The 25,604-nt window shown below is 41.9% G+C and carries 10 protein-coding genes, 4 tRNA genes and 6 rRNA genes; 4 read left to right on the forward strand and 16 right to left on the reverse strand.

The annotated features are described in order from the left end of the window. Nucleotides 1–3 precede the first annotated feature (3 nt). A complete protein-coding gene (locus ABVM52_RS04055; protein WP_405383974.1) occupies nucleotides 4–1,275 on the forward strand; it encodes a hypothetical protein in 1,272 nt (423 codons plus the stop codon). A 103-nt stretch (nucleotides 1,276–1,378) separates the two neighbouring features. Here the strand turns inward: ABVM52_RS04055 and rrf (ABVM52_RS04060) are convergent. From rrf (ABVM52_RS04060) to ABVM52_RS04120, 13 genes are all read right to left on the reverse strand, one after another. Continuing rightward, nucleotides 1,379–1,490: ribosomal RNA gene (gene rrf, locus ABVM52_RS04060) — 5S ribosomal RNA — on the reverse strand. A gap of 170 nt (nucleotides 1,491–1,660) precedes the next feature. Continuing rightward, nucleotides 1,661–4,487 (reverse strand): 23S ribosomal RNA (locus tag ABVM52_RS04065). A 214-nt stretch (nucleotides 4,488–4,701) separates the two neighbouring features. Beyond that, a tRNA-Ala gene (locus tag ABVM52_RS04070) sits at nucleotides 4,702–4,775 on the reverse strand. 159 nt (nucleotides 4,776–4,934) lie between these two features. Further along, nucleotides 4,935–5,008, reverse strand: a tRNA-Ile gene (locus ABVM52_RS04075). A gap of 182 nt (nucleotides 5,009–5,190) precedes the next feature. Next, a 16S ribosomal RNA gene (locus ABVM52_RS04080) occupies nucleotides 5,191–6,721 on the reverse strand. A 749-nt stretch (nucleotides 6,722–7,470) separates the two neighbouring features. Beyond that, a 5S ribosomal RNA gene (gene rrf / locus ABVM52_RS04085) occupies nucleotides 7,471–7,582 on the reverse strand. A 170-nt stretch (nucleotides 7,583–7,752) separates the two neighbouring features. Then, a 23S ribosomal RNA gene (locus tag ABVM52_RS04090) occupies nucleotides 7,753–10,579 on the reverse strand. Nucleotides 10,580–10,793: 214 nt separating this feature from the next. Further along, a tRNA-Ala gene (locus ABVM52_RS04095) sits at nucleotides 10,794–10,867 on the reverse strand. Nucleotides 10,868–11,026: 159 nt separating this feature from the next. Then, a tRNA-Ile gene (locus ABVM52_RS04100) sits at nucleotides 11,027–11,100 on the reverse strand. Between the two features lie 182 nt (nucleotides 11,101–11,282). Next, a 16S ribosomal RNA gene (locus ABVM52_RS04105) occupies nucleotides 11,283–12,813 on the reverse strand. The 16S, 23S and 5S rRNA genes sit together here with 4 tRNA genes alongside, the layout of an rRNA operon. 619 nt (nucleotides 12,814–13,432) lie before the next feature. After that, on the reverse strand, nucleotides 13,433–15,424 hold the full coding sequence (locus ABVM52_RS04110; RefSeq protein ID WP_405383976.1) for a putative porin: 1,992 nt from the start codon (nucleotides 15,422–15,424) through the stop codon (nucleotides 13,433–13,435). 114 nt (nucleotides 15,425–15,538) lie between these two features. Further along, nucleotides 15,539–16,957 (reverse strand): hypothetical protein, encoded by a 1,419-nt coding sequence (locus tag ABVM52_RS04115; protein ID WP_405383978.1) that lies wholly within the window; start codon nucleotides 16,955–16,957, stop codon nucleotides 15,539–15,541. A gap of 15 nt (nucleotides 16,958–16,972) precedes the next feature. Continuing rightward, nucleotides 16,973–19,786 (reverse strand): TonB-dependent receptor domain-containing protein, encoded by a 2,814-nt coding sequence (locus tag ABVM52_RS04120; protein ID WP_405383980.1) that lies wholly within the window; start codon nucleotides 19,784–19,786, stop codon nucleotides 16,973–16,975. Between the two features lie 209 nt (nucleotides 19,787–19,995). On the opposite strand from ABVM52_RS04120, the gene ABVM52_RS04125 reads away from it, so the two are divergent. The 3 genes from ABVM52_RS04125 to ABVM52_RS04135 all read left to right on the forward strand — a co-directional run bounded on the left by ABVM52_RS04125 (nucleotide 19,996) and on the right by ABVM52_RS04135 (nucleotide 23,882). Next, a complete protein-coding gene (locus tag ABVM52_RS04125; RefSeq protein WP_405383982.1) occupies nucleotides 19,996–20,586 on the forward strand; it encodes a ribonuclease HII in 591 nt (196 codons plus the stop codon). A 36-nt stretch (nucleotides 20,587–20,622) separates the two neighbouring features. Continuing rightward, on the forward strand, nucleotides 20,623–23,073 hold the full coding sequence (locus ABVM52_RS04130) for a ribonuclease HII (protein ID WP_405383984.1): 2,451 nt from the start codon (nucleotides 20,623–20,625) through the stop codon (nucleotides 23,071–23,073). 116 nt (nucleotides 23,074–23,189) lie between these two features. After that, entirely contained in the window at nucleotides 23,190–23,882 is a 693-nt protein-coding gene (locus ABVM52_RS04135; RefSeq protein ID WP_405383986.1) for a hypothetical protein, read from the forward strand. 30 nt (nucleotides 23,883–23,912) lie between these two features. On the opposite strand, the gene lipB is transcribed toward ABVM52_RS04135, so the two are convergent. The 3 genes from lipB to ABVM52_RS04150 are packed head-to-tail and all read right to left on the reverse strand — an operon-like array spanning nucleotide 23,913 to nucleotide 25,557. Beyond that, nucleotides 23,913–24,626 (reverse strand): lipoyl(octanoyl) transferase LipB, encoded by a 714-nt coding sequence (lipB, locus tag ABVM52_RS04140; protein ID WP_405383988.1) that lies wholly within the window; start codon nucleotides 24,624–24,626, stop codon nucleotides 23,913–23,915. Between the two features lie 26 nt (nucleotides 24,627–24,652). Next, nucleotides 24,653–25,390, reverse strand: a complete 738-nt coding sequence (locus tag ABVM52_RS04145; protein WP_405383990.1) for a hypothetical protein — start codon at nucleotides 25,388–25,390, stop codon at nucleotides 24,653–24,655. An 11-nt stretch (nucleotides 25,391–25,401) separates the two neighbouring features. After that, complete coding sequence (locus tag ABVM52_RS04150) at nucleotides 25,402–25,557, reverse strand: YqaE/Pmp3 family membrane protein (RefSeq protein ID WP_074669928.1); 156 nt, start codon at nucleotides 25,555–25,557, stop codon at nucleotides 25,402–25,404. Between the last annotated feature and the right edge of the window lie 47 nt (nucleotides 25,558–25,604).

Consider the following 25,604-nt stretch of genomic DNA (forward strand, 5'->3'; position numbering starts at 1 on the left):
TATATGAAACGTTTTTCAAAAATTCTATTTGTTGTCTATTTAGCAATGGCTTGTACTACAGAAGATACACCAGAAATAGACCAAAGAGAGGAAAACCAAGATAATCCTCAGACAGAAAACCCTCAGACCAAAGCACCAAATAATGTTGATGAGTTACAAGGAGACTGGTTTAGGGTTGGGGGCAATAATCCTTCAAATAATGGAATGCTAGTAAGGGTCGTTAATGACCAAGGTTTAATAGTTCTTCCACAAAATTCCGGCTTTAAAAAAGAGGATATTAAATGGAAAGAAATTTTATCTACAAGCACCAATACTTATGAATATTCAGAATTGGGCAGTGATGATAATTATTATGACGCCCAAATGGAACTAGGAATATATGATGATACTATGCGCATTTCCGTTGCATCTGCAGGAGCCGGAAACATCCAAAAATGGGTACGCAAATTTGCAGAATTTAATGATTGCATGCCTTATGAACCTATCAACAATGAGAATACAATCAATGAAGATTGGGACGCCATCAATGAAACCGATTTATATCCAGGCCTATTACCAGCCGTAACCAGCCCAGGCGGCGGATTCTATACAGTAAGCCTTAGTAACGAAAGTGGAGTTGTCCCGGGCCTCAAGATTACATCTTCTATTGATAGTAGTGGAGCAATTTCAAATAGTACGGCGGCAGCAACTAATGATGAAAATACCAGGATTTCAAGTTTTCTTGTCTATCCAGGTGTAAGTTATGATATCGCGGCCCACTACTCGTCATATGTTCCTTCCAGTACAAGTCCTACACCTTATACAATTAAATGGAATTATACGGATATTATGGATTGCTACGAACCTAATGATGAGTTATTGGAAGCCAAAGCCATCCCGAAAAATGAAATTATCGAAGCTTTTGCAATTACAGGCCATATTAACAATTACGTAGTATTTGGTGACCCTCAAAGCTACGACTACTATTCCGTTCAACTAAGGCAACAAGGTAAGTTAAAAGTTGAACTGCTTGAAGTTCCATCCAGTATTAACCTAGGCCTTAAAATATTTACATCTAATGGAGACCAGATATCATCTGAAAATGAAGAAATTTCAGGAACCTTAACCGATGATGGCACCTTATATAGTATTCAAACAAAATCAGCACTTGAAGAAGGTACGTACATAATTTTGGTAAATATTGGTGGTAGCAGGGCTACGGTCGTTAATCATGATTCTGAAATACCTGACCATTGGATTACTCCATATAAATTTAAGGTTACCGCTATGGAATAATAGCAATTAATTCATTTTATTTCCTCAAGAGCTAAAAAGGATTCGTTGAACCAAAATATATTCCATAAAAAAAGCCCCTTACATTACTGTAAGGGGCTTTCGAAAAAGGCGGCTACCTACTCTCCCACTTGGTATAGCAGTACCATCGGCGCAAACGGTCTTAACTTCCCTGTTCGGAATGGTAAGGGGTGGGCCCCGTCGCCATGGCCACCTAAGTTTTGGATCGGGGATTCCCGACCGCGGCCTTCGCCGCAATATCGTTGACATCAATGGAACAGGATCCCAAAAAGGAAAGAAGCACTTATAATATAAAAGTATGTTTCGGTATAAAAAGAAAGAGGTTAAAGATCGTCGTCCGCCCCGTTCATAGGAACGGGACGAGCGTATGCGCAAGCCTGACGGGCAATTAGTACTACTCGGCTACGGACGTTACCGCCCTTCCACCTATAGCCTATCGACGTGGTCATCTCCCACGGCCCTTTAAAGAAATCTCATCTTGTGGCGGGTTTCGCGCTTATATGCTTTCAGCGCTTATCCCATCCCGACATAGCTACCCAGCGATGCTCCTGGCGGAACAACTGGTGCACCAGCGGTCGGTCCAACTCGGTCCTCTCGTACTAGAGTCAGATCCACTCAAATTTCTAACGCCCGCAGTAGATAGAGACCGAACTGTCTCACGACGTTCTGAACCCAGCTCGCGTGCCACTTTAATGGGCGAACAGCCCAACCCTTGGGACCTTCTCCAGCCCCAGGATGTGACGAGCCGACATCGAGGTGCCAAACCCCCCCGTCGATATGAGCTCTTGGGGGAGATCAGCCTGTTATCCCCGGCGTACCTTTTATCCTTTGAGCGATGGCCCTTCCATGCGGAACCACCGGATCACTATGCTCTTGTTTCCAACCTGATCGACCTGTATGTCTCCCAGTCAAGCGCCCTTGTGCCATTGCACTCTACACACGATTGCCAACCGTATTGAGGGCACCTTTAGAAGCCTCCGTTACTCTTTTGGAGGCGACCACCCCAGTCAAACTACCCACCACGCACTGTTCCCTCGTAAGAGGGTTAGGCCCCGGACAAGCAAAGGCTGGTATTTCAACAATGACTCCACCACACCTGGCGATGCGGCTTCAAAGTCTCCCAGCTATCCTACACATTGCTTGACCAAGGTCAATACGAAGCTATAGTAAAGGTGCACGGGGTCTTTTCGTCCCACTGCGGGTAACCGGCATCTTCACCGATACTACAATTTCACCGAGCTCATGGCCGAGACAGTGTCCAGATCGTTGCACCATTCGTGCAGGTCGGAACTTACCCGACAAGGAATTTCGCTACCTTAGGACCGTTATAGTTACGGCCGCCGTTTACTGGGGCTTCAATTCAATGCTTCGCCGAAGCTGACATCTCCTCTTAACCTTCCAGCACCGGGCAGGTGTCAGGCCCTATACGTCATCTTTCGATTTTGCAGAGCCCTGTGTTTTTGATAAACAGTCGCCTGGACCTCTTCACTGCGGCCCCCCATAAGGGGGCGACCCTTCTCCCGAAGTTACGGGTCTATTTTGCCTAGTTCCTTAGCCATGAATCTCTCGAGCGCCTTAGAATACTCATCCCAACCACCTGTGTCGGTTTACGGTACGGGCTGCTTCACTCGCTTTTCTTGGAAGTCGATATGCTGGATTATCACCTTGGCCGTGGCCTCGGTGTACTATCGGGGCGTTACCGCTCCCTTCAACGTACAATTCCGTCTGTACGCACCAACTTCTCGCCTCCGTCACTTTTAGCGTGAGCAGGTACAGAAATATTAATCTGTTGTCCATCCACTATCCCCTTCGGGTTCGCGTTAGGTCCCGACTGACCCCCAGCTGATTAGCATAGCTGGGGAAACCTTGGTCTTTCGGCGTGCGGGTTTCTCGCCCGCATTATCGTTACTTATGCCTACATTTTCGTTTGTAACCGCTCCAGCATCCCTCGCAGGTACGCCTTCGACGCTGTTACAATGCTCCCCTACCCCTTGTATAAATACAAAGTCACGGCTTCGGTGATATGCTTATGCCCGATTATTATCCATGCGGAACCGCTCGACCAGTGAGCTGTTACGCACTCTTTAAATGAATGGCTGCTTCCAAGCCAACATCCTGGCTGTCAATGCAGTTCCACCGCGTTATATCAACTTAGCATATACTTTGGGACCTTAGCCGGTGATCTGGGTTCTTTCCCTCTCGGACATGGACCTTAGCACCCATGCCCTCACTGCGCAGAAACATTTTATAGCATTCGGAGTTTGTCAGGAATTGGTAGGCGGTGAAGCCCCCGCATCCAATCAGTAGCTCTACCTCTATAAAACTATCTACACGCTGCACCTAAATGCATTTCGGGGAGTACGAGCTATTTCCGAGCTTGATTGGCCTTTCACCCCTACCCACAGGTCATCCCAAGACTTTTCAACGTCAACGGGTTCGGTCCTCCACTATGTGTTACCACAGCTTCAACCTGCCCATGGGTAGATCGCACGGTTTCGCGTCTACTACTACTAACTATGGCGCCCTATTAAGACTCGCTTTCGCTACGGCTCCGGACCTGAAGTCCTTAACCTTGCTAGTAAAAGTAACTCGTAGGCTCATTATGCAAAAGGCACGCCGTCACCCATATGGGCTCCGACCGCTTGTAAGCGTATGGTTTCAGGATCTATTTCACTCCGTTATTCACGGTTCTTTTCACCTTTCCCTCACGGTACTGGTTCACTATCGGTCTCTCAGGAGTATTTAGTCTTGGCGGATGGTCCCGCCGGATTCATACAGGGTTTCACGTGCCCCGCACTACTCAGGATACCACTATCTTAATGCTCTTTGCCTATACGGGACTATCACCCTCTATGGTCGCTATTTCCAAAGCGTTCTAGTTCATTACACCTCGAATGTCGTGGTCCTACAACCCCGCACATGCCGGAACATGTACGGTTTGGACTAATCCGATTTCGCTCGCCGCTACTATCGGAATCACTTTTGTTTTCTCCTCCTCCGGGTACTTAGATGTTTCAGTTCCCCGGGTTTGCCTCCTTGCGGATACTATATCTTCAATATAGTGGGTTGCCCCATTCGGATATCTACGGATCATATCGTGTGTGCCGATCCCCGTAGCTTTTCGCAGCTTATCACGTCCTTCTTCGCCTCTGAGAGCCTAGGCATTCCCCATACGCCCTTTTCCAGCTTGTCGCCAGATCTTTAATCTATTCTATTCTTAATTCGTACTCTTTACTTAATAAAGATTCGTGTTTCTTTCTTTTTTAGTCGATAATACACCTAAATGTATTACCTCCTGTTCCAATATGTCAATGAACGTTGTCGTGAGCCACGACAGGCAATTGAATACCTATCTTTCTCATCCGCGATACTTAGAGATAAAATAAATTATCCCTGGGCATCGCCCAGTGGAGAATATCGGAGTCGAACCGATGACCTCCTGCGTGCAAGGCAGGCGCTCTAGCCAGCTGAGCTAATCCCCCGTTCCAGTTGCCGATGATCAGCAAACAGTAATCAGTTTTTATGCTGTTGTACTGCGTACCGCATACTGCGTACTGTAAACTGGTCTTAACCAACTTCTAAAATTTCCTTCAATATTTCAATATATGAACGTAACGCCCAACGGGCACCCTTTCCTTTTGTAGTCCCAGGCAGACTCGAACTGCCGACCTCTACATTATCAGTGTAGCGCTCTAACCAGCTGAGCTATGGGACTGTCCCTACTCCTTCCTTCCAGTATAAATACCTTATCGAAAAAGCAATTACTTATATATCATGATTATGGAGATCTCATATTCGAACATTCATTTAAAGAAACTGTTATTAAACCAAAAGACCGGGACCGTGGTTCCAATTCTTCGTTTCGCCAGGGACCGTCCTTAAAAGGACAATCTCTAGAAAGGAGGTGTTCCAGCCGCACCTTCCGGTACGGCTACCTTGTTACGACTTAGCCCTAGTTACCGATCTTGCCCTAGGCCGCTCCTTACGGTGACGGACTTCAGGCACTCCCGGCTTCCATGGCTTGACGGGCGGTGTGTACAAGGCCCGGGAACGTATTCACCGGATCATGGCTGATATCCGATTACTAGCGATTCCAGCTTCACGGGGTCGAGTTGCAGACCCCGATCCGAACTGTGACAGGTTTTATAGATTCGCTCCGCCTTGCGACGTGGCTGCTCTCTGTACCTGCCATTGTAGCACGTGTGTGGCCCAGGACGTAAGGGCCGTGATGATTTGACGTCATCCCCACCTTCCTCACGGTTTGCACCGGCAGTCCCGTTAGAGTCCCCATCATGACATGCTGGCAACTAACGGTAGGGGTTGCGCTCGTTATAGGACTTAACCTGACACCTCACGGCACGAGCTGACGACAACCATGCAGCACCTTGCAAATTGCCCGAAGGAAAAGTCATCTCTGACCCTGTCAATATGCATTTAAGCCCTGGTAAGGTTCCTCGCGTATCATCGAATTAAACCACATGCTCCACCGCTTGTGCGGGCCCCCGTCAATTCCTTTGAGTTTCATTCTTGCGAACGTACTCCCCAGGTGGGATACTTATCACTTTCGCTTGGCCGCCCAGGACTCAAGGCCCCGGACAGCTAGTATCCATCGTTTACGGCGTGGACTACCAGGGTATCTAATCCTGTTCGCTCCCCACGCTTTCGTCCATCAGCGTCAGTCGATAGTTAGTCACCTGCCTTCGCAATCGGTGTTCTATGTAATATCTATGCATTTCACCGCTACACTACATATTCCGGCAACTTCACTATAACTCAAGACAACCAGTATCAAAGGCAATTTTACAGTTGAGCTGCAAACTTTCACCCCTGACTTAGCTGCCCGCCTACGGACCCTTTAAACCCAATAATTCCGGATAACGCTCGGACCCTCCGTATTACCGCGGCTGCTGGCACGGAGTTAGCCGGTCCTTATTCTTACGGTACCGTCAGTAAGCTACACGTAGCTCTTTTTCTTCCCGTATAAAAGCAGTTTACTACCCATAGGGCATTCTTCCTGCACGCGGCATGGCTGGATCAGAGTCTCCTCCATTGTCCAATATTCCTCACTGCTGCCTCCCGTAGGAGTCTGGTCCGTGTCTCAGTACCAGTGTGGGGGATCCCCCTCTCAGGGCCCCTACCCATCGTAGCCTTGGTAAGCCGTTACCTTACCAACCAGCTAATGGGACGCATGGCCATCTCGTACCGCCCGAGGGCTTTAACCATGTCCCGATGCCGGATCATGGTACAATGGGGCATTAATCTTCGTTTCCAAAGGCTATTCCCCTGTACAAGGCAGGTTCCATACGCGGTGCGCACCCGTGCGCCGGTCGCCGGCGGAAAAGCAAGCTTTTCCCCGCTGCCCCTCGACTTGCATGTGTTAGGCCTGCCGCTAGCGTTCATCCTGAGCCAGGATCAAACTCTTCATCGTTGTTCTGTATATATTCGTCCCAACGAAACCAAAATCTTTCCCGGCCCCGACTCTCGATTCAATTCATTATATATACCTCGCGGTATACTATATTCGTATGTTTCTTAATTCTTGTTCCTCTCGCCCAGGTCCTCACCTGAACTCGATTCTTAAATCTCCACAATATTTCAATGAACTTCCATCCACTCCGCCATTCAATCCTTCGACTTCTTAGCTTCGTTTTCCCTTAGGTGTTTCCCTAAGCGGGTGCAAATATACAACTGTTTTTTAACCTGACAACTACTTTGAGAAAAAAAATCCATAAAATAGTCTACTTGCTAAAATTGATTATATCAAAAAAAGAAAAACGCTTAATTTAATCGCAACTTTTTAGCATATCAATTATAGCCCCCATAAGAATATTGAAAATCCTTCTTACTATTCATATAAATGATTTAGAAGATAGATTATACGAAAATCTTCATATAAAAATAAAAATCACAAATTCATTTTGACAGAAAAGTGATTCGAATAATTATATCCAAGAAATATTCAATCTCTCAAATTACTGAGACAAGGTTCAATATTGTCATTTATTAAATAACGAAACATAAAAACAACTTGAAATATAAGTTTTGTTCCTAAAACCGTTTTAACACAGAATAATAGCGCTTAATTCATTTTATTTCCTCAGGGACCTAAAAAGGAATCGTTGAACCAAAATATATTCCATAAAAAAAGCCCCTTACATTACTGTAAGGGGCTTTCGAAAAAGGCGGCTACCTACTCTCCCACTTGGTATAGCAGTACCATCGGCGCAAACGGTCTTAACTTCCCTGTTCGGAATGGTAAGGGGTGGGCCCCGTCGCCATGGCCACCTAAGTTTTGGATCGGGGATTCCCGACCGCGGCCTTCGCCGCAATATCGTTGACATCAATGGAACAGGATCCCAAAAAGGAAAGAAGCACTTATAATATAAAAGTATGTTTCGGTATAAAAAGAAAGAGGTTAAAGATCGTCGTCCGCCCCGTTCATAGGAACGGGACGAGCGTATGCGCAAGCCTGACGGGCAATTAGTACTACTCGGCTACGGACGTTACCGCCCTTCCACCTATAGCCTATCGACGTGGTCATCTCCCACGGCCCTTTAAAGAAATCTCATCTTGTGGCGGGTTTCGCGCTTATATGCTTTCAGCGCTTATCCCATCCCGACATAGCTACCCAGCGATGCTCCTGGCGGAACAACTGGTGCACCAGCGGTCGGTCCAACTCGGTCCTCTCGTACTAGAGTCAGATCCACTCAAATTTCTAACGCCCGCAGTAGATAGAGACCGAACTGTCTCACGACGTTCTGAACCCAGCTCGCGTGCCACTTTAATGGGCGAACAGCCCAACCCTTGGGACCTTCTCCAGCCCCAGGATGTGACGAGCCGACATCGAGGTGCCAAACCCCCCCGTCGATATGAGCTCTTGGGGGAGATCAGCCTGTTATCCCCGGCGTACCTTTTATCCTTTGAGCGATGGCCCTTCCATGCGGAACCACCGGATCACTATGCTCTTGTTTCCAACCTGATCGACCTGTATGTCTCCCAGTCAAGCGCCCTTGTGCCATTGCACTCTACACACGATTGCCAACCGTATTGAGGGCACCTTTAGAAGCCTCCGTTACTCTTTTGGAGGCGACCACCCCAGTCAAACTACCCACCACGCACTGTTCCCTCGTAAGAGGGTTAGGCCCCGGACAAGCAAAGGCTGGTATTTCAACAATGACTCCACCACACCTGGCGATGCGGCTTCAAAGTCTCCCAGCTATCCTACACATTGCTTGACCAAGGTCAATACGAAGCTATAGTAAAGGTGCACGGGGTCTTTTCGTCCCACTGCGGGTAACCGGCATCTTCACCGATACTACAATTTCACCGAGCTCATGGCCGAGACAGTGTCCAGATCGTTGCACCATTCGTGCAGGTCGGAACTTACCCGACAAGGAATTTCGCTACCTTAGGACCGTTATAGTTACGGCCGCCGTTTACTGGGGCTTCAATTCAATGCTTCGCCGAAGCTGACATCTCCTCTTAACCTTCCAGCACCGGGCAGGTGTCAGGCCCTATACGTCATCTTTCGATTTTGCAGAGCCCTGTGTTTTTGATAAACAGTCGCCTGGACCTCTTCACTGCGGCCCCCCATAAGGGGGCGACCCTTCTCCCGAAGTTACGGGTCTATTTTGCCTAGTTCCTTAGCCATGAATCTCTCGAGCGCCTTAGAATACTCATCCCAACCACCTGTGTCGGTTTACGGTACGGGCTGCTTCACTCGCTTTTCTTGGAAGTCGATATGCTGGATTATCACCTTGGCCGTGGCCTCGGTGTACTATCGGGGCGTTACCGCTCCCTTCAACGTACAATTCCGTCTGTACGCACCAACTTCTCGCCTCCGTCACTTTTAGCGTGAGCAGGTACAGAAATATTAATCTGTTGTCCATCCACTATCCCCTTCGGGTTCGCGTTAGGTCCCGACTGACCCCCAGCTGATTAGCATAGCTGGGGAAACCTTGGTCTTTCGGCGTGCGGGTTTCTCGCCCGCATTATCGTTACTTATGCCTACATTTTCGTTTGTAACCGCTCCAGCATCCCTCGCAGGTACGCCTTCGACGCTGTTACAATGCTCCCCTACCCCTTGTATAAATACAAAGTCACGGCTTCGGTGATATGCTTATGCCCGATTATTATCCATGCGGAACCGCTCGACCAGTGAGCTGTTACGCACTCTTTAAATGAATGGCTGCTTCCAAGCCAACATCCTGGCTGTCAATGCAGTTCCACCGCGTTATATCAACTTAGCATATACTTTGGGACCTTAGCCGGTGATCTGGGTTCTTTCCCTCTCGGACATGGACCTTAGCACCCATGCCCTCACTGCGCAGAAACATTTTATAGCATTCGGAGTTTGTCAGGAATTGGTAGGCGGTGAAGCCCCCGCATCCAATCAGTAGCTCTACCTCTATAAAACTATCTACACGCTGCACCTAAATGCATTTCGGGGAGTACGAGCTATTTCCGAGCTTGATTGGCCTTTCACCCCTACCCACAGGTCATCCCAAGACTTTTCAACGTCAACGGGTTCGGTCCTCCACTATGTGTTACCACAGCTTCAACCTGCCCATGGGTAGATCGCACGGTTTCGCGTCTACTACTACTAACTATGGCGCCCTATTAAGACTCGCTTTCGCTACGGCTCCGGACCTGAAGTCCTTAACCTTGCTAGTAAAAGTAACTCGTAGGCTCATTATGCAAAAGGCACGCCGTCACCCATATGGGCTCCGACCGCTTGTAAGCGTATGGTTTCAGGATCTATTTCACTCCGTTATTCACGGTTCTTTTCACCTTTCCCTCACGGTACTGGTTCACTATCGGTCTCTCAGGAGTATTTAGTCTTGGCGGATGGTCCCGCCGGATTCATACAGGGTTTCACGTGCCCCGCACTACTCAGGATACCACTATCTTAATGCTCTTTGCCTATACGGGACTATCACCCTCTATGGTCGCTATTTCCAAAGCGTTCTAGTTCATTACACCTCGAATGTCGTGGTCCTACAACCCCGCACATGCCGGAACATGTACGGTTTGGACTAATCCGATTTCGCTCGCCGCTACTATCGGAATCACTTTTGTTTTCTCCTCCTCCGGGTACTTAGATGTTTCAGTTCCCCGGGTTTGCCTCCTTGCGGATACTATATCTTCAATATAGTGGGTTGCCCCATTCGGATATCTACGGATCATATCGTGTGTGCCGATCCCCGTAGCTTTTCGCAGCTTATCACGTCCTTCTTCGCCTCTGAGAGCCTAGGCATTCCCCATACGCCCTTTTCCAGCTTGTCGCCAGATCTTTAATCTATTCTATTCTTAATTCGTACTCTTTACTTAATAAAGATTCGTGTTTCTTTCTTTTTTAGTCGATAATACACCTAAATGTATTACCTCCTGTTCCAATATGTCAATGAACGTTGTCGTGAGCCACGACAGGCAATTGAATACCTATCTTTCTCATCCGCGATACTTAGAGATAAAATAAATTATCCCTGGGCATCGCCCAGTGGAGAATATCGGAGTCGAACCGATGACCTCCTGCGTGCAAGGCAGGCGCTCTAGCCAGCTGAGCTAATCCCCCGTTCCAGTTGCCGATGATCAGCAAACAGTAATCAGTTTTTATGCTGTTGTACTGCGTACCGCATACTGCGTACTGTAAACTGGTCTTAACCAACTTCTAAAATTTCCTTCAATATTTCAATATATGAACGTAACGCCCAACGGGCACCCTTTCCTTTTGTAGTCCCAGGCAGACTCGAACTGCCGACCTCTACATTATCAGTGTAGCGCTCTAACCAGCTGAGCTATGGGACTGTCCCTACTCCTTCCTTCCAGTATAAATACCTTATCGAAAAAGCAATTACTTATATATCATGATTATGGAGATCTCATATTCGAACATTCATTTAAAGAAACTGTTATTAAACCAAAAGACCGGGACCGTGGTTCCAATTCTTCGTTTCGCCAGGGACCGTCCTTAAAAGGACAATCTCTAGAAAGGAGGTGTTCCAGCCGCACCTTCCGGTACGGCTACCTTGTTACGACTTAGCCCTAGTTACCGATCTTGCCCTAGGCCGCTCCTTACGGTGACGGACTTCAGGCACTCCCGGCTTCCATGGCTTGACGGGCGGTGTGTACAAGGCCCGGGAACGTATTCACCGGATCATGGCTGATATCCGATTACTAGCGATTCCAGCTTCACGGGGTCGAGTTGCAGACCCCGATCCGAACTGTGACAGGTTTTATAGATTCGCTCCGCCTTGCGACGTGGCTGCTCTCTGTACCTGCCATTGTAGCACGTGTGTGGCCCAGGACGTAAGGGCCGTGATGATTTGACGTCATCCCCACCTTCCTCACGGTTTGCACCGGCAGTCCCGTTAGAGTCCCCATCATGACATGCTGGCAACTAACGGTAGGGGTTGCGCTCGTTATAGGACTTAACCTGACACCTCACGGCACGAGCTGACGACAACCATGCAGCACCTTGCAAATTGCCCGAAGGAAAAGTCATCTCTGACCCTGTCAATATGCATTTAAGCCCTGGTAAGGTTCCTCGCGTATCATCGAATTAAACCACATGCTCCACCGCTTGTGCGGGCCCCCGTCAATTCCTTTGAGTTTCATTCTTGCGAACGTACTCCCCAGGTGGGATACTTATCACTTTCGCTTGGCCGCCCAGGACTCAAGGCCCCGGACAGCTAGTATCCATCGTTTACGGCGTGGACTACCAGGGTATCTAATCCTGTTCGCTCCCCACGCTTTCGTCCATCAGCGTCAGTCGATAGTTAGTCACCTGCCTTCGCAATCGGTGTTCTATGTAATATCTATGCATTTCACCGCTACACTACATATTCCGGCAACTTCACTATAACTCAAGACAACCAGTATCAAAGGCAATTTTACAGTTGAGCTGCAAACTTTCACCCCTGACTTAGCTGCCCGCCTACGGACCCTTTAAACCCAATAATTCCGGATAACGCTCGGACCCTCCGTATTACCGCGGCTGCTGGCACGGAGTTAGCCGGTCCTTATTCTTACGGTACCGTCAGTAAGCTACACGTAGCTCTTTTTCTTCCCGTATAAAAGCAGTTTACTACCCATAGGGCATTCTTCCTGCACGCGGCATGGCTGGATCAGAGTCTCCTCCATTGTCCAATATTCCTCACTGCTGCCTCCCGTAGGAGTCTGGTCCGTGTCTCAGTACCAGTGTGGGGGATCCCCCTCTCAGGGCCCCTACCCATCGTAGCCTTGGTAAGCCGTTACCTTACCAACCAGCTAATGGGACGCATGGCCATCTCGTACCGCCCGAGGGCTTTAACCATGTCCCGATGCCGGATCATGGTACAATGGGGCATTAATCTTCGTTTCCAAAGGCTATTCCCCTGTACAAGGCAGGTTCCATACGCGGTGCGCACCCGTGCGCCGGTCGCCGGCGGAAAAGCAAGCTTTTCCCCGCTGCCCCTCGACTTGCATGTGTTAGGCCTGCCGCTAGCGTTCATCCTGAGCCAGGATCAAACTCTTCATCGTTGTTCTGTATATATTCGTCCCAACGAAACCAAAATCTTTCCCGGCCCCGACTCTCGATTCAATTCATTATATATACCTCGCGGTATACTATATTCGTATGTTTCTTAATTCTTGTTCCTCTCGCCCAGGTCCTCACCTGAACTCGATTCTTAAATCTCCACAATATTTCAATGAACTTCCATCCACTCCGCCATTCAATCCTTCGACTTCTTAGCTTCGTTTTCCCTTAGGTGTTTCCCTAAGCGGGTGCAAATATACAACTGTTTTTTAACCTGACAACTACTTTGAGAAAAAAATAAAATTTTATTTCCCGGCCCGTTAAATCAACATTTTTATGAACTTGCCCCGGCCACTTGTCAAGACCGTAATCTTAATCGTTAGCGGGCTGCAAATGTACACCCTATTTCCAAACCTGCAAGGCTTTTTTTAAAAAAAATGACGATTTTTTTAAGCCCATATCTACCCCGCTGATTTACTGAACTTTACCATCACAAAAAATATAACGGAAACCGGAAAAACACATAACATGTTGACAGCCCGAAGATTACACCTTACCGGTCCGCTTAACGGCGAGCTAACTTACATAAACACAACAGGTTGGAAAAAGGTCCATTGCCCACTAGGAAAAGAAATTCCAGACAAGGCCAAAGCGGATTACAAAATCACGATAAGGATAATTGGGTGCCGCGTAGTAATTATAACCCGAAAATGAGGAATTAAAATGTTCTGCCTTTAAATAAATACGGGTTTGTTGAATACGTGCGTTAATGAAAAAATCTAATAATGGGTAGCCCCCCAACTCTTCTTTATTTTGGGTATAGAATTCTCCCAAAACAGGATTATATGCATTCATATTATAAGCAGTGAAATATTTAAAGGTTATACCCGTCTGTAAATACATTGCTTTTTTAAATACATCCGAAGAAAAATACAATGTGTTTCTAGTAACTATCTGAGGCAGGTTCATTACTTGCTCTTCTTGTGTAACATTTTGATACATCACCGTATTATTAAGCGCGAACATACCCACCTTAAACTCTTTTCCATATTTTACTTTTAAATAGGATATTCCGTTACCCTCTTGAACCGGTTTCAAAAACGCCTGGTCCATGCCATTTTCAATCTCAGTATCCGAAATAGGTGCAAAATAAGTGTAGTTATCCAAATTACTATACTTCATCATAAGGTTACCCCAAGTAGAGGAAGTTAATTCCGTTTTAAGACTACTAACCCTTTCCTTATTGAATGTATTAGAATTATCCCAGTTATAATTTAAATATTCACTTTGATATAACAGAAAATTAAAATTTGGCATTCTGGACGAAGTATGTAATGAGAATTTAATTTTGTTTTTATCATTAAACTGATATGATGCGGAAACATTTAGAAGGTTTCCGGTCAACTTACCTGATAAATTATACTTTAAATCTGCATCTAAATCAAAGCCGCCAATACGTTTCTCATATTTACCCCCTAATGCTAATTCCGCACCATTTAACCTATTAGGGATAACCTCCCCTTCCTCTGTGGTAAATTGGCTATTGAAATAATAGTCATAGTTATACATCTGCAAACTCCCAGTTAGTTTACCCAAAGTTCTATTATAAAATTGTGCATTTACTTCATTGTAAAAAGTTTTTAGAGCCGCCTTATCGTTTATACTAGAAAGTATTGCATCGCCAAATATAGTATCATTGACAGTTTGCAAGAATTGATAGTACTTTGTTTCATAATTAAACACATGCCCGATGGACAATGAAGTTTTTTCTGAACGGGTAGAATCCAGTTGTTTTCTAATTAATTTATAAGTATGGTCCAAATAATATCTTTTGCCTAATATTTTATTATCAACATCATCAAAACGAACATCTACCCTTGGCCTATTTAAGAAGTCCTCATCACCAGACTCAAATTGCAGCTCTTTTTCCAACAGTCCGCCATTTTCTTGGGATATAATATTTTGCGCGGCAATATGCGCCCTTAAAGCATATCTATTATTCCTTGACAGATAATTGGTGGTCGTTGTAAAATTACCCGATTGTATTTGATTGGAATTGTACTTGCCCAAAGAGCGATGGCCGGTATAACCAATTGAAAAGTTAAGTCTAGGCGAAGTATTAAAAGTTAAGTTTGCGTCTAAAAATTGTCCCTGCTCCAAGGTTGTTTTGAAAAATAGCTCTGTCATTGGAGTGGGAACATTGTAATACACTATCTGCTCTTTTTCTAAATATTTTTGGTCTTTACCTATAGCGCCCAAATAAGGGTAAATATTAACCCTTTCTAAATCTAATCCCAAAGAATTATATGCCTCTCCAATATTGGAAAACGGCATAAGCTCAAAATCATCTTTCCTTAAATAATTATACTTGTATTCTTTATTGATGGTGAGCGTGGTATCCAGATAAGTAGTATCCCTAGCGAAACTAATTATTTTGTAGTCCTTGATCGTAATGCCAATTGTATCCGGTTTCTGTTTACCCATTGGACCGCTCGCCTTTTTTTTACTTAATGGCGCAAGCGAATCTATACTGGCCCCTTTTCTTAACTCTCCCTTTTGACCAAAAACAATACAAGATGTAAGAATTGAAAAAACTAATAATATATATTTCATGAAGCTATGTTACCCTTGCAAAGTTAATTTTTTTGTTGCTAAGTAAATGTGAAAGTTTTGTATACAAAAAAGCCCCTTAAAGAAGGGGCTTTAATTAACAATTACAAATATTGTCTATTCAAAAGGTACGACTTGATCAGAACTTTTATTCTCAACCAATATATCGTTTAAATTAATTGTAGTAGTTGCAACACCTGTTTCAGGATTATAAGTAAATGCATCCAAATCAGGAACTACAGCAGAAATAAATGAAGGAATAACAGGAGTTGTACCCAAATCACCTTCATTAATATTTTCGTTAATCAATATTTCGTTTTCATCTATGACCAATTTAACGCCCATATCAACCATACGTATACCTTCTGCAATAAAAACTTCTTGCCTAGTCCTGTATAGTAAGGACAAACCAGCATCATCATCTTGCATTGCAGATATATCAGCTGATGTCAATGAAGTTCCAGATACAGATGGTATATCAACGTCACCGGATTGACGATCAAGAACAAGACCTTCTCTTCCATTAACTACCACCGCAGCATTATCTGGCCTAGAACCCTCATCTACTTGAGAACGCTGCTCAATAGAATCATCTATTGACCTTACTTCCCTTGTTGCTATTAAATCCAATAATGCATTTAAATTACCCCTAGCACTAGCTATATCATCATCAGAAAGATTAGCTTCCGCCAAAATTAGATAAGCTTCTTCAGCTTTTAAGAAGTGTACCGGAGCATCTTCTTCTGGGCTAAGAAATGAATACTTTGGATCTAAAAAATCCAATGTTGGCAATGGTTGCAAATCATCAAAAGTAGCTCTTGCATAAAGTGCATCCTCAAAGAAACTACGTGGCTCATTTGATTGATCAAAATTTACACTTCTAAGAAAAGAATCATTTAATGACAAAGCCATTGTTGCGGCCTCAACCGCTTCACTCTTATTTCCTAAATAATAGTTAGCTCTTGCCTTAGCCAAATAATATTCTGGTTTAGCATTTAAGGACAAAGCAATATCAAAAGCGTTAATAGCATTTTGATAATGTTCAGCCGAAGTCAATGGAACACCAACTGGCTCTTGTGGTAATGCTGAAAAATACATTGCCGAAAATAAATAAGATATACCTTCAAAGTAATTGAATTCAGCTTCAGTCTCTGCATTATAATTTGGATCGCCAGGACCCACTTGGTCAATACCAAAAACAGCCAACTCCCTAAGGCGTTGAATTTGTCTTTGCGTATCCCTCATATCGGGATCTGTAATCTGAATAGCCAAACCATCCATGAACTGATTAAAGAATGTTTGGGTATTGACATAATTATCCGAACCTAATTCCGATAATATTAAAGTCTCATTGAACACGTTGGCCAATTGTCTTTCAAGACCCGACAACCATATTGAGGCTGAATTTGGCTGACCGACAACTGATGTTTCCGAAAGGTTTGGATTTTCTACCTCCTTATAATCAATTACATCGCCAAAGTCACCTGTACATCCTAGTGTTAGGATTCCTATAGAAAATAATATTAGTTTTTTCATTTTTACAATTTTTTATTAAAATTCAAACCTTAATGAGGCTACGTAAGTTCTAGGAGCAGATTCCGTACCATATGCAAATCCACCACTGGCAAAACCATTTTGCGCAGAAATACCAGAACCGGTAGTCTCTGGGTCAAAAGTTCCTGCCGTCCAATTGAATGGATTGGTAACCGTTACCCCAAGTCTAATATTACTGAACAAAGGTTTAGCTATATCTCCAAAATTATAAGAGGCACCTATGTTTCTAACTTTTAAGAAATCATTATCGTACACAAAGAAATTAACGTAGTTAAAAGGAGAGGTTGTTCCTATCAACTCCTCTGGAATTCCTGTATCATCAGTTCCTCTTAAATGTCTTAGCAAGAAGCTCAAGTCAGTGATTTTACCACCAAATTGATAGTCTGCAGTAGCAAAGAAATTAAAATCACCATAAGTATAATTTAATCCCATAGAACCAAAGTTTGGAGCAAAAGTATCACCTAAAGCAGTATTAGCTTCAAATGCATAGGAACCATCGTCTTGCAAAATAGCTGCAGTTCCTCTTAAATAACCTAGACTTTGACCTTCCTCAACTACAGATCCCAAAACTGTAAATCCACCAACTACAAATGGTGGAGCACCTCCAGAATCAGTAACAAGGTTCTCATTTGTGTTATAAGATAAATTTAAACTTAAGTTATGCTTTTCAGTTTGAATAGGTGTAGCTGTTAAAGCAAGCTCATAACCCTTATTCTCAACCTCTCCAATATTTTGGATTTGATTTAACTGACCAGATGATGGTGCTGATTGTGGCGTAAACAAAGCATCTTCCGTTACACCTATATATCTTGTACCACTAAGAAACAATCTATCACTGAAAAAGCCTAACTCTACACCAAATTCTGTAGTCTTAACTCTTTCTGAAACCAATTCATCATTACCTGGGTTTGAGAAGGTAAACGATGGTCCTCCCAAGAACGGGTTTTGAGCAAAGGTTTTATCTTGATCAAATGGTTGGGCAAAATTAGTAGCCTCACCGTAATTTGCCCTTAATTTTATAGTTGATATAGTATTACTGATATCAGCATCTCTATAAAAATCATGGTCACTAAAATTATACGTTAATCCAATCTTAGGTAATAATAAAGGATCAGTATTGGCACCCGATATAGTATTCTTATCCAATCTACCTCCAAATTCTAAAAACGCAACATTATAGATACCTACGTTTTCTAAGAAATAAAGACCATAGTTTGCATTTTCTAAAACAAAATCTGAAAATGTTTGCTCAGAAAAATTGTTTAGGGACCTTGTACCGTCTACACCACCAGAACCTTCTAATCTGTTCTGTCTATCTGAAGACCTGAAAAATTGAGCACCCAATATACTTACAAATGAAAAATTATCCGTGTAAGCTTTATGAGTTAAGTTCAAATCTGTTGTAACCGTAAATGCAGACCTTAAAACTCTGGTCAAAGCACCTTGATCTGTTGTTCCAGGTGCAATACTTCCCAATTCAACCAATAATTGATTGCTCTGTAGCTCTTCTTGAACCGTGTTTCTGTTATCAATACCCAACGTGGCATTTACTTGAAAATTATCATCGATATCGTATATAAACTTATTTGAAGCCGTAAAACGATTTGTTGTACTAGATATATCAACCAATTGACCAATACGAGCATATCTTGCTACTTCATCTTGCCATTCTGCCTCTGTAAAACCTTCTGTATCACCTCTAGAGGAACCCTCAATATTTGAGAATCTAGAGAAACTGGTATTTGCATTATAATCAAGATTAGATTCAAAATTCACAAATGACAAAGACCCCTGATATCTCAACTTATCAGTAACCCTAGCTGTCATACCAAATGTAAACGTTCTTCTAATTTGCTCATTTATATCATTGTAGCTATCATCCTTATATAAGCTACCTCCAAAATTATATGAGAACTTATCTGAACCACCATTTAACCCAACTCTATATTGTTGCGACCAACCTGGTTGAAAAATAGCTTCTGCAGTTCTATCATATCTCAAATAATCTTTAGTAGCCTTAATGACACCAACATTACTTTCAAAAAAGGCCGAACTCTTACCATCTTTACCTTTCTTAGTAATGATTTGGATAATACCATTTGCAGCATCGGCTCCATACAATGTTGTTGCAGCACCACCTTTAATGTACTCAATTCTTTCAATTGATTCCATTGGAATATCAGCTAATGCCGAAACATTGGCACCACCAGTTGCAATTCCTAATTGAGGGTTTGAATTTAGATTATCTACTCTAATACCATCAATTATTACCACAGGCGTAGCAGAAGAAGCTGCAGATATAGGACCACGAGTACGAATAATTGCTGCGGTTCCTGGCTGTCCAGAACTTAATCGAACTTGAGCACTAGGAGCTGTAGATTGCAACAACTGATCTATTTGATTAGCAGGTAATTTATCAATATCTTCAGCATCTAAAACATCAACAGTGGTTGATAGTTTTCTTTTAGCTATACCAGATCCCTGACCTGTTACGATTACCTCTTCCAAGGCTTCCGCGCTCTCTTCCAATTGTACATCCATGGTATTGGACGCCCCTACACTTAGGGTAACTGTTTTTTGCCCTAGGTAAGAAAATCTTAATTGATCGCCTTGCCCAGCATTAATGGTATAATTACCATCAAAATCTGTTTGAGTACCGTTTGTTGTGCCAACCACTACTACGGACACACCCGGTAGAGGCATTCCGCCCTGATCGGTTACAACACCGGTCACTGTTTTTTCCTGTGCATAGGAAAATGTCATGAAGAACACCAATAGCGGTGTCAACATCCACGTCAACTTCTGTTTCATAAAATTTGTTTTTGAATTAGCTTGCGGTAAAATTCCTAAAAATCGCACTCTCATGCAAAAACTATCTTAACTCAAAAAAACCAAATGTTAAAAATTATTCCACTTATTACTTAATTATTGTTAATTTTTGAATTTTTAGTAAAAAATAATCATTTATTTAACTTTTTAGTTGAATTTAAAATTCCAAATTTTAAGTTAAAAAAAACATAATGCTTCTTAAATTTCATAAAAACATTAACGAAACAGGTACTGATGAGGCTGGAAGAGGTTGTTTAGCCGGTCCGGTAACCGCGGCCGCAATAATTTTGCCCGAGGAATTTCAAAATTCAATTCTAACCGATTCCAAGTTACTATCCCATCATAAAAGAATTACTTTGGAACCTTTGTTAAAATCAGAATGCATCTCTTATGGCATTGTACATATTCAACCTAAAACGATAGATGAAATCAATATCTTAAATGCATCCATATTAGCCATGCACAAGGCTATAGAGCAACTTAAAACAGAACCATCACATATTATTGTAGACGGCAATAGGTTTAAGCCCTATAAAAACATATCCTATTCTTGCATAATTAAGGGCGACTCAAAATACACCACAATTGCCGCTGCATCAGTTTTAGCCAAAACAGCAAGAGATGCCTATATGCTAAAACTACACGAAGAATATCCTATGTACAATTGGATAAAAAACAAAGGTTACCCCACCAAAGAACATAGAGCGGCCATCAAGAAATATGGACCTACAAAATATCACAGAATGAGTTTCAAGCTTTTGGCGGACGACCCCTCTAAATAATACAAATACCATAACTTTACACAAATCATTTTTTACATGAGGCTTTTCCTAACCTACGCGCTACTTCTATTCTTCTGTTTTGCTTGTACGCAACGTAAAACAGCAGAGAAAGTTATCTTAGATGCCATACCTGACAATACTGTATTTGCTATACAAATAAATGAATTTGAATCTCTAAAGACGGCTATTAATTCTAATGAGCCCTATAATAAATTGCAGCAATTAAAACCCCTAAACAAAATTGCAAGTAAAATAGAGGCGTTACATTTTTTAAATAACCAAACCACTGGCCTTTTGACCTTAACGGCCAAGGATAGTACAGATTTTGATTTCACTTATATTACCTTGGACAGTGTTTCATTAATAGATAAGAAAATTACCGACAAAAGTATTGAAAGTATCCCCTATAATTCCAATACCATTATTTCCTATCAATTGAACGATGTCACATTTTACAGCACACCTTTTTACGATTATACCATTTTAAGTTCATCACAAACGGTTTTGAAATCTATTTTAAGTAGAAATGAGAACATGAATACCCATTCTGCAATAAATGAATTCCTGAATACCGCCAACAAAGAAAAGCTAGCCAATATTTGGATAGATTTGGAACATGGCAAATCTCTTTTAAAACAACTTTTCCCCACAGACCTACATGACTTGGATTTTGCAAGCTGGCTATCTGTGGACATCACATTAAACGACCAAGAATTACAAATGAACGGTGTAGCCTTACCTTCATCTAAGACCAAAGTCGATGTCAACTTATTTAACGACACCAAACCGATTTCCAATACCCTATGGAATCTTATCCCCAATAACGCAACAACCGTAACCTCATTCGGATTTCAAGAATACGCAAAGTTTATTCAGAACAAGAATACAGCAGGATTTCCCGTAACCGAACAAGACTCTTTATTATATACCGTAGAGGAAATTGGCCTAGCATCATATAATGATGAGGAGATTCTTTTTTTAAAAACTTTTGGCACAGCGTCATTAGTAGAATACATCAATACAGAAAAAACCTCTACCAATGAATTTAGTGGGCATGAAATTTTGCAATTAACATCTAATCTTGGGCTATTCTCAGCATTACATCCTTTGACAGGAAATCTTTCATTCAACTATGCCAGTATTATTGACAATACCATTGTATTTACAAAAACGAAAGACGCTATAGAAACGGTTATTTCAAAAATCAATACAGAAAATACTTTTGATAAAACTACCTTGTTTAAAAATGTGGAGGACAAACTTACTTCAACATCAAGCAAAATAAGAATCTCGACATTAGAAGCAGAAGGAGCACATCTACAGAAAACGGTTTCTAGTATATTGGGAAGCAATTTTTTAAAAAGTGATTTAAAGGATTATGTTTTTGCCTCACAACTTATTGCCGATACCGGATTTTTTCATGTCAATTTCTTAATCAAAAAGATTACCGAGGAAAATGAACTACAAGCCATAAACCCCGTGTTTGAAACCAAGCTTGAAACCGACCTTGCCACCCTTCCACAATTTGTTACCAACCACAACAACGGCAAAAAAGAAATTGTTGTTCAAGATCAAGAAAATATCCTCTACTTGATTTCTGCAAGTGGTAAAATTCTATGGGAAAAACAGCTTAACAGTACCATTCAAGGAAAAATACACCAAGTTGATCTTTTTAAGAACGGAAAATTACAAATGGCATTTACCACAAACAATGAATTTTTAATATTGGACAGAAATGGTAATGAAGTAAAACCATTTACATTTACCTTTAGCGGAGGAAATGTAAATCCACTAGCGGTGTACGACTATGAAGGCCGTAAAGATTATCGTTTTGTAGTGACTCAAAACAACAAGGTCTACATGTATAACAAAAAAGGAGAAATCGTAAAAGGATTTAAATATACTACTGCCGAAGCAAATATTGAAGATACGCCACAGTACTTTAGAGTTGGAAGAAAAGACTACCTTGTTTTTAAACTTGACAACGGTAAACTTAAAATTTTGAACAGGGTAGGTAAGACAAGGGTCAGCGTGAATGATAAGTTTTCTTTCTCTGACAACGCCATAAGACTCTATCAAAACAAGTTTACATTTACTACCGTTGACGGAATTTTATATCAAATAGATACAAAAGGCAAAGTATCGTCTAGCAACTTAAGCTTGGCCAAGGACCACGGAATGGACGCCACCTCCAAAACTTTGGCAATTATGAACGATAATATATTAAGGATACGTGATAAAAAAGTTGAACTTGAACTAGGTGTGTATTCCCAACCGGTTATTTTCTATTTAAACGATAAAATTTATGTATCCGTTACCGATATTCAGAATCAAAAAATATACGTATTCGATAGCCAGGCCAAGCCTATTTCCGGATTTCCGGTTTTTGGAAGTTCAATAATAGACATGGCGGACAATGGTAATAAAAAGGTTGCTTTTGTTTTCAAAGACCAAGAAAACAGTTTTAAAGTATACAAAATGCGTTGATACAGGGAATCTTAAGTTTGACAAAGATTTATATACCGTTCATACAAATTGAAAATTTACACGCTTTGTATTTCATATTTTTAAATAAGTAGGACATCAAACTTAATAAGCACAATATGAAAACAAAATCAATATTTTTAATTTTTCTGTTATTTGGCTCCACCGCCATTTTCGCCCAAGACAATTGTAGCACTTTTTACCCAATGAACGAAGGTGTTTCAATGGAATACACCAATTATAACAAAAAAGGAAAGGTTCAAGGTGTTAGCACGTACAAGGTTGTAGAGGCAACTAATTCTGCCGGAACGACCAATGCAACAATGGCTATAGACATGAAGGACCAGAAAGGAAAAGATATTTATAGCACTACTTATAATTTATCATGTTCCGGAAATATGGTGACATTGGATTACGAATCTCTATTACCGTCTGAAATGATGCAGCAATATGGGGATATGGATATTGAAATAACAGGTAATGATATTGAAATACCTAATGAACTTAGCGTTGGCCAAAAACTTAATGACGCCAATGTTGCAATGAAAGTTAGCATGAGCGGTATAAATATGAATATGACCGTAGATATGACCAACAGAAATGTAGAGAAAAAAGAAAGTGTTACTACGCCAGCTGGAACTTACGATTGCTTTGTACTCTTTAGTGAAAACCGATCTAAAATGATGATGGCAAACCAAGTGTACCCATCTAGAGTGTGGCTTGCCGAAGGCATTGGCATGGTAAAACAAGAAACATATAAGAAGAACGGTGATCTAATGAGCAGTACATTGCTTACCGCACACAGCAAATAGACTAATCTCAAAACATAAAAAAACCGAGGCTTACACCTCGGTTTTTTCATTTATTTCAGCTTCGAAAAGTATTTGAAAATGTTTTAGGAGTTTCTGTTTTACCTCATTCATAGAAACTTCTTTCTTACCCAGCTCTACATTTAATGATGTGACCGCTTTGCCTTTAATACCACAAGGGATCATCATATCAAAATAACCTAAATTGGCATTTACGTTCAATGCAAAACCATGCATGGTCACCCAGCGTGAAGCTCGTACGCCCATAGCACAAATTTTACGTGCAAACGGAGTACCGACATCTAACCAAACACCTGTTTCACCTGGTGAACGTTCAGATTTTATACCGTACTCAGCTAAAGTTAAAATGACCATTTCCTCCAGAAAACGAAGGTATTTATGAATATCGGTAAAGAAATTATCTAAGTCAAGAATAGGATAACCCACTATTTGACCAGGACCATGATAGGTGATATCCCCTCCTCTGTTTATCTTATAAAAAGTGGCGCCTTTTTCTGCCAAAACTTTTTCATCTACCAAAAGATTGGAAATATCTCCGCTCTTACCCAAAGTATATACATGTGGATGTTCTACAAAAAGAAAATGATTTGGAGTATCTAAATTCAACTCCTCTCTCCTATTCCGTATTTTAAGGTCTAGCGTTTCTTGAAACAACTGTTCTTGATAGTCCCAAGTTGCCTTATAATCTTTAAGACCTAAATCTTGTACTTGCACCTTCTTGTTCATCTTGCAAAGATATGAAAAGCTATAGGCTATTTTTCCAATTCTACCTCAATGACCATAGATTCTGGGTCTTTCATCATTTCCAAGAAATTTACCTCATGTACCATAGTTTTACCATCCATTGAAAATGTAGCTTCTTCTATATTGGTAAATTTTACACGCCTGGGAAAATGATATTTAAAGGTATAGGTGGAACCTGACAAGAACATTTCTGCTCCCGCTAAACTATCTATACTATTAGCGAACAAAGTTTGATCTAAAATTATAGTCTCTCGCTTAAATTTATTTCTCTTAAAACTATATTTCACTTGTGTTGCTTCTTCGGTAGCTCCACCAGGCATAGATTTACCTCCGGAAATAGGACCAATAGCACTTGCACTTTGAAAAGAATTAAAAGCATCGTTGACTTCCGTTACGTTCTTAAAATCGGTATACATATCAAAGTTCATAATTCCGTTTTCCGCATCAACTTTCATATGCAGCTTAAAAGGCTCTAACCTTTTTAATTTTGCTTGTTGTTCTGGTGACAGTTTAGCTATACTATCTTTCTTTTCTATCAATAAATCTTTAAATACCAGCGTAGAATCTATTACCTCCTCTAATTTAGTAGAGTCGGTTTCTGGCAACATTTGTAGCATTTCACCGCCATCAAAAGCTATACTCATTTTACCTGAACCGTTCTCGTTGAAGTAAATTTCTTCTGTAAAATTACAGGCAACAAAAAGTACCGTTATTATAACAGCTGTGAAAATTTTTAAAAATTTCATGAAAGATTTTTCTAATTAGGATTGTTTAAAATGACCAGTGCAGCTATTACACCCGGCACCCAGCCACAAAAAGTTAAAAGTAAAACAATTAGAAATGACCCACAACCTTTACCTAAAACCGCTAAAGGAGGAAAAAATATGGCGAGCAATACGCGAATTAAACTCATTTGATTATAATTTTGATTGATTGATGTACCTTATACGTCGCAAGTAT

Origin of the sequence: Maribacter sp. LLG6340-A2 (assembly GCF_045057105.1) — a bacterium.
Lineage (GTDB): Bacteria > Bacteroidota > Bacteroidia > Flavobacteriales > Flavobacteriaceae > Maribacter.

What these genes read in the sequence shown, in the direction of transcription:
- ABVM52_RS04055 (WP_405383974.1), top strand. Translation starts at nt 4, where the DNA reads ATGAAACGTTTTTCAAAAATTCTATTTGTTGTCTATTTAGCAATGGCT.
- ABVM52_RS04110 (WP_405383976.1), bottom strand. Translation starts at nt 15,424, where the DNA reads ATGAAATATATATTATTAGTTTTTTCAATTCTTACATCTTGTATTGTT.
- ABVM52_RS04115 (WP_405383978.1), bottom strand. Translation starts at nt 16,957, where the DNA reads ATGAAAAAACTAATATTATTTTCTATAGGAATCCTAACACTAGGATGT.
- ABVM52_RS04120 (WP_405383980.1), bottom strand. Translation starts at nt 19,786, where the DNA reads ATGAAACAGAAGTTGACGTGGATGTTGACACCGCTATTGGTGTTCTTC.
- ABVM52_RS04125 (WP_405383982.1), top strand. Translation starts at nt 19,996, where the DNA reads ATGCTTCTTAAATTTCATAAAAACATTAACGAAACAGGTACTGATGAG.
- ABVM52_RS04130 (WP_405383984.1), top strand. Translation starts at nt 20,623, where the DNA reads ATGAGGCTTTTCCTAACCTACGCGCTACTTCTATTCTTCTGTTTTGCT.
- ABVM52_RS04135 (WP_405383986.1), top strand. Translation starts at nt 23,190, where the DNA reads ATGAAAACAAAATCAATATTTTTAATTTTTCTGTTATTTGGCTCCACC.
- lipB (WP_405383988.1), bottom strand. Translation starts at nt 24,626, where the DNA reads ATGAACAAGAAGGTGCAAGTACAAGATTTAGGTCTTAAAGATTATAAG.
- ABVM52_RS04145 (WP_405383990.1), bottom strand. Translation starts at nt 25,390, where the DNA reads ATGAAATTTTTAAAAATTTTCACAGCTGTTATAATAACGGTACTTTTT.
- ABVM52_RS04150 (WP_074669928.1), bottom strand. Translation starts at nt 25,557, where the DNA reads ATGAGTTTAATTCGCGTATTGCTCGCCATATTTTTTCCTCCTTTAGCG.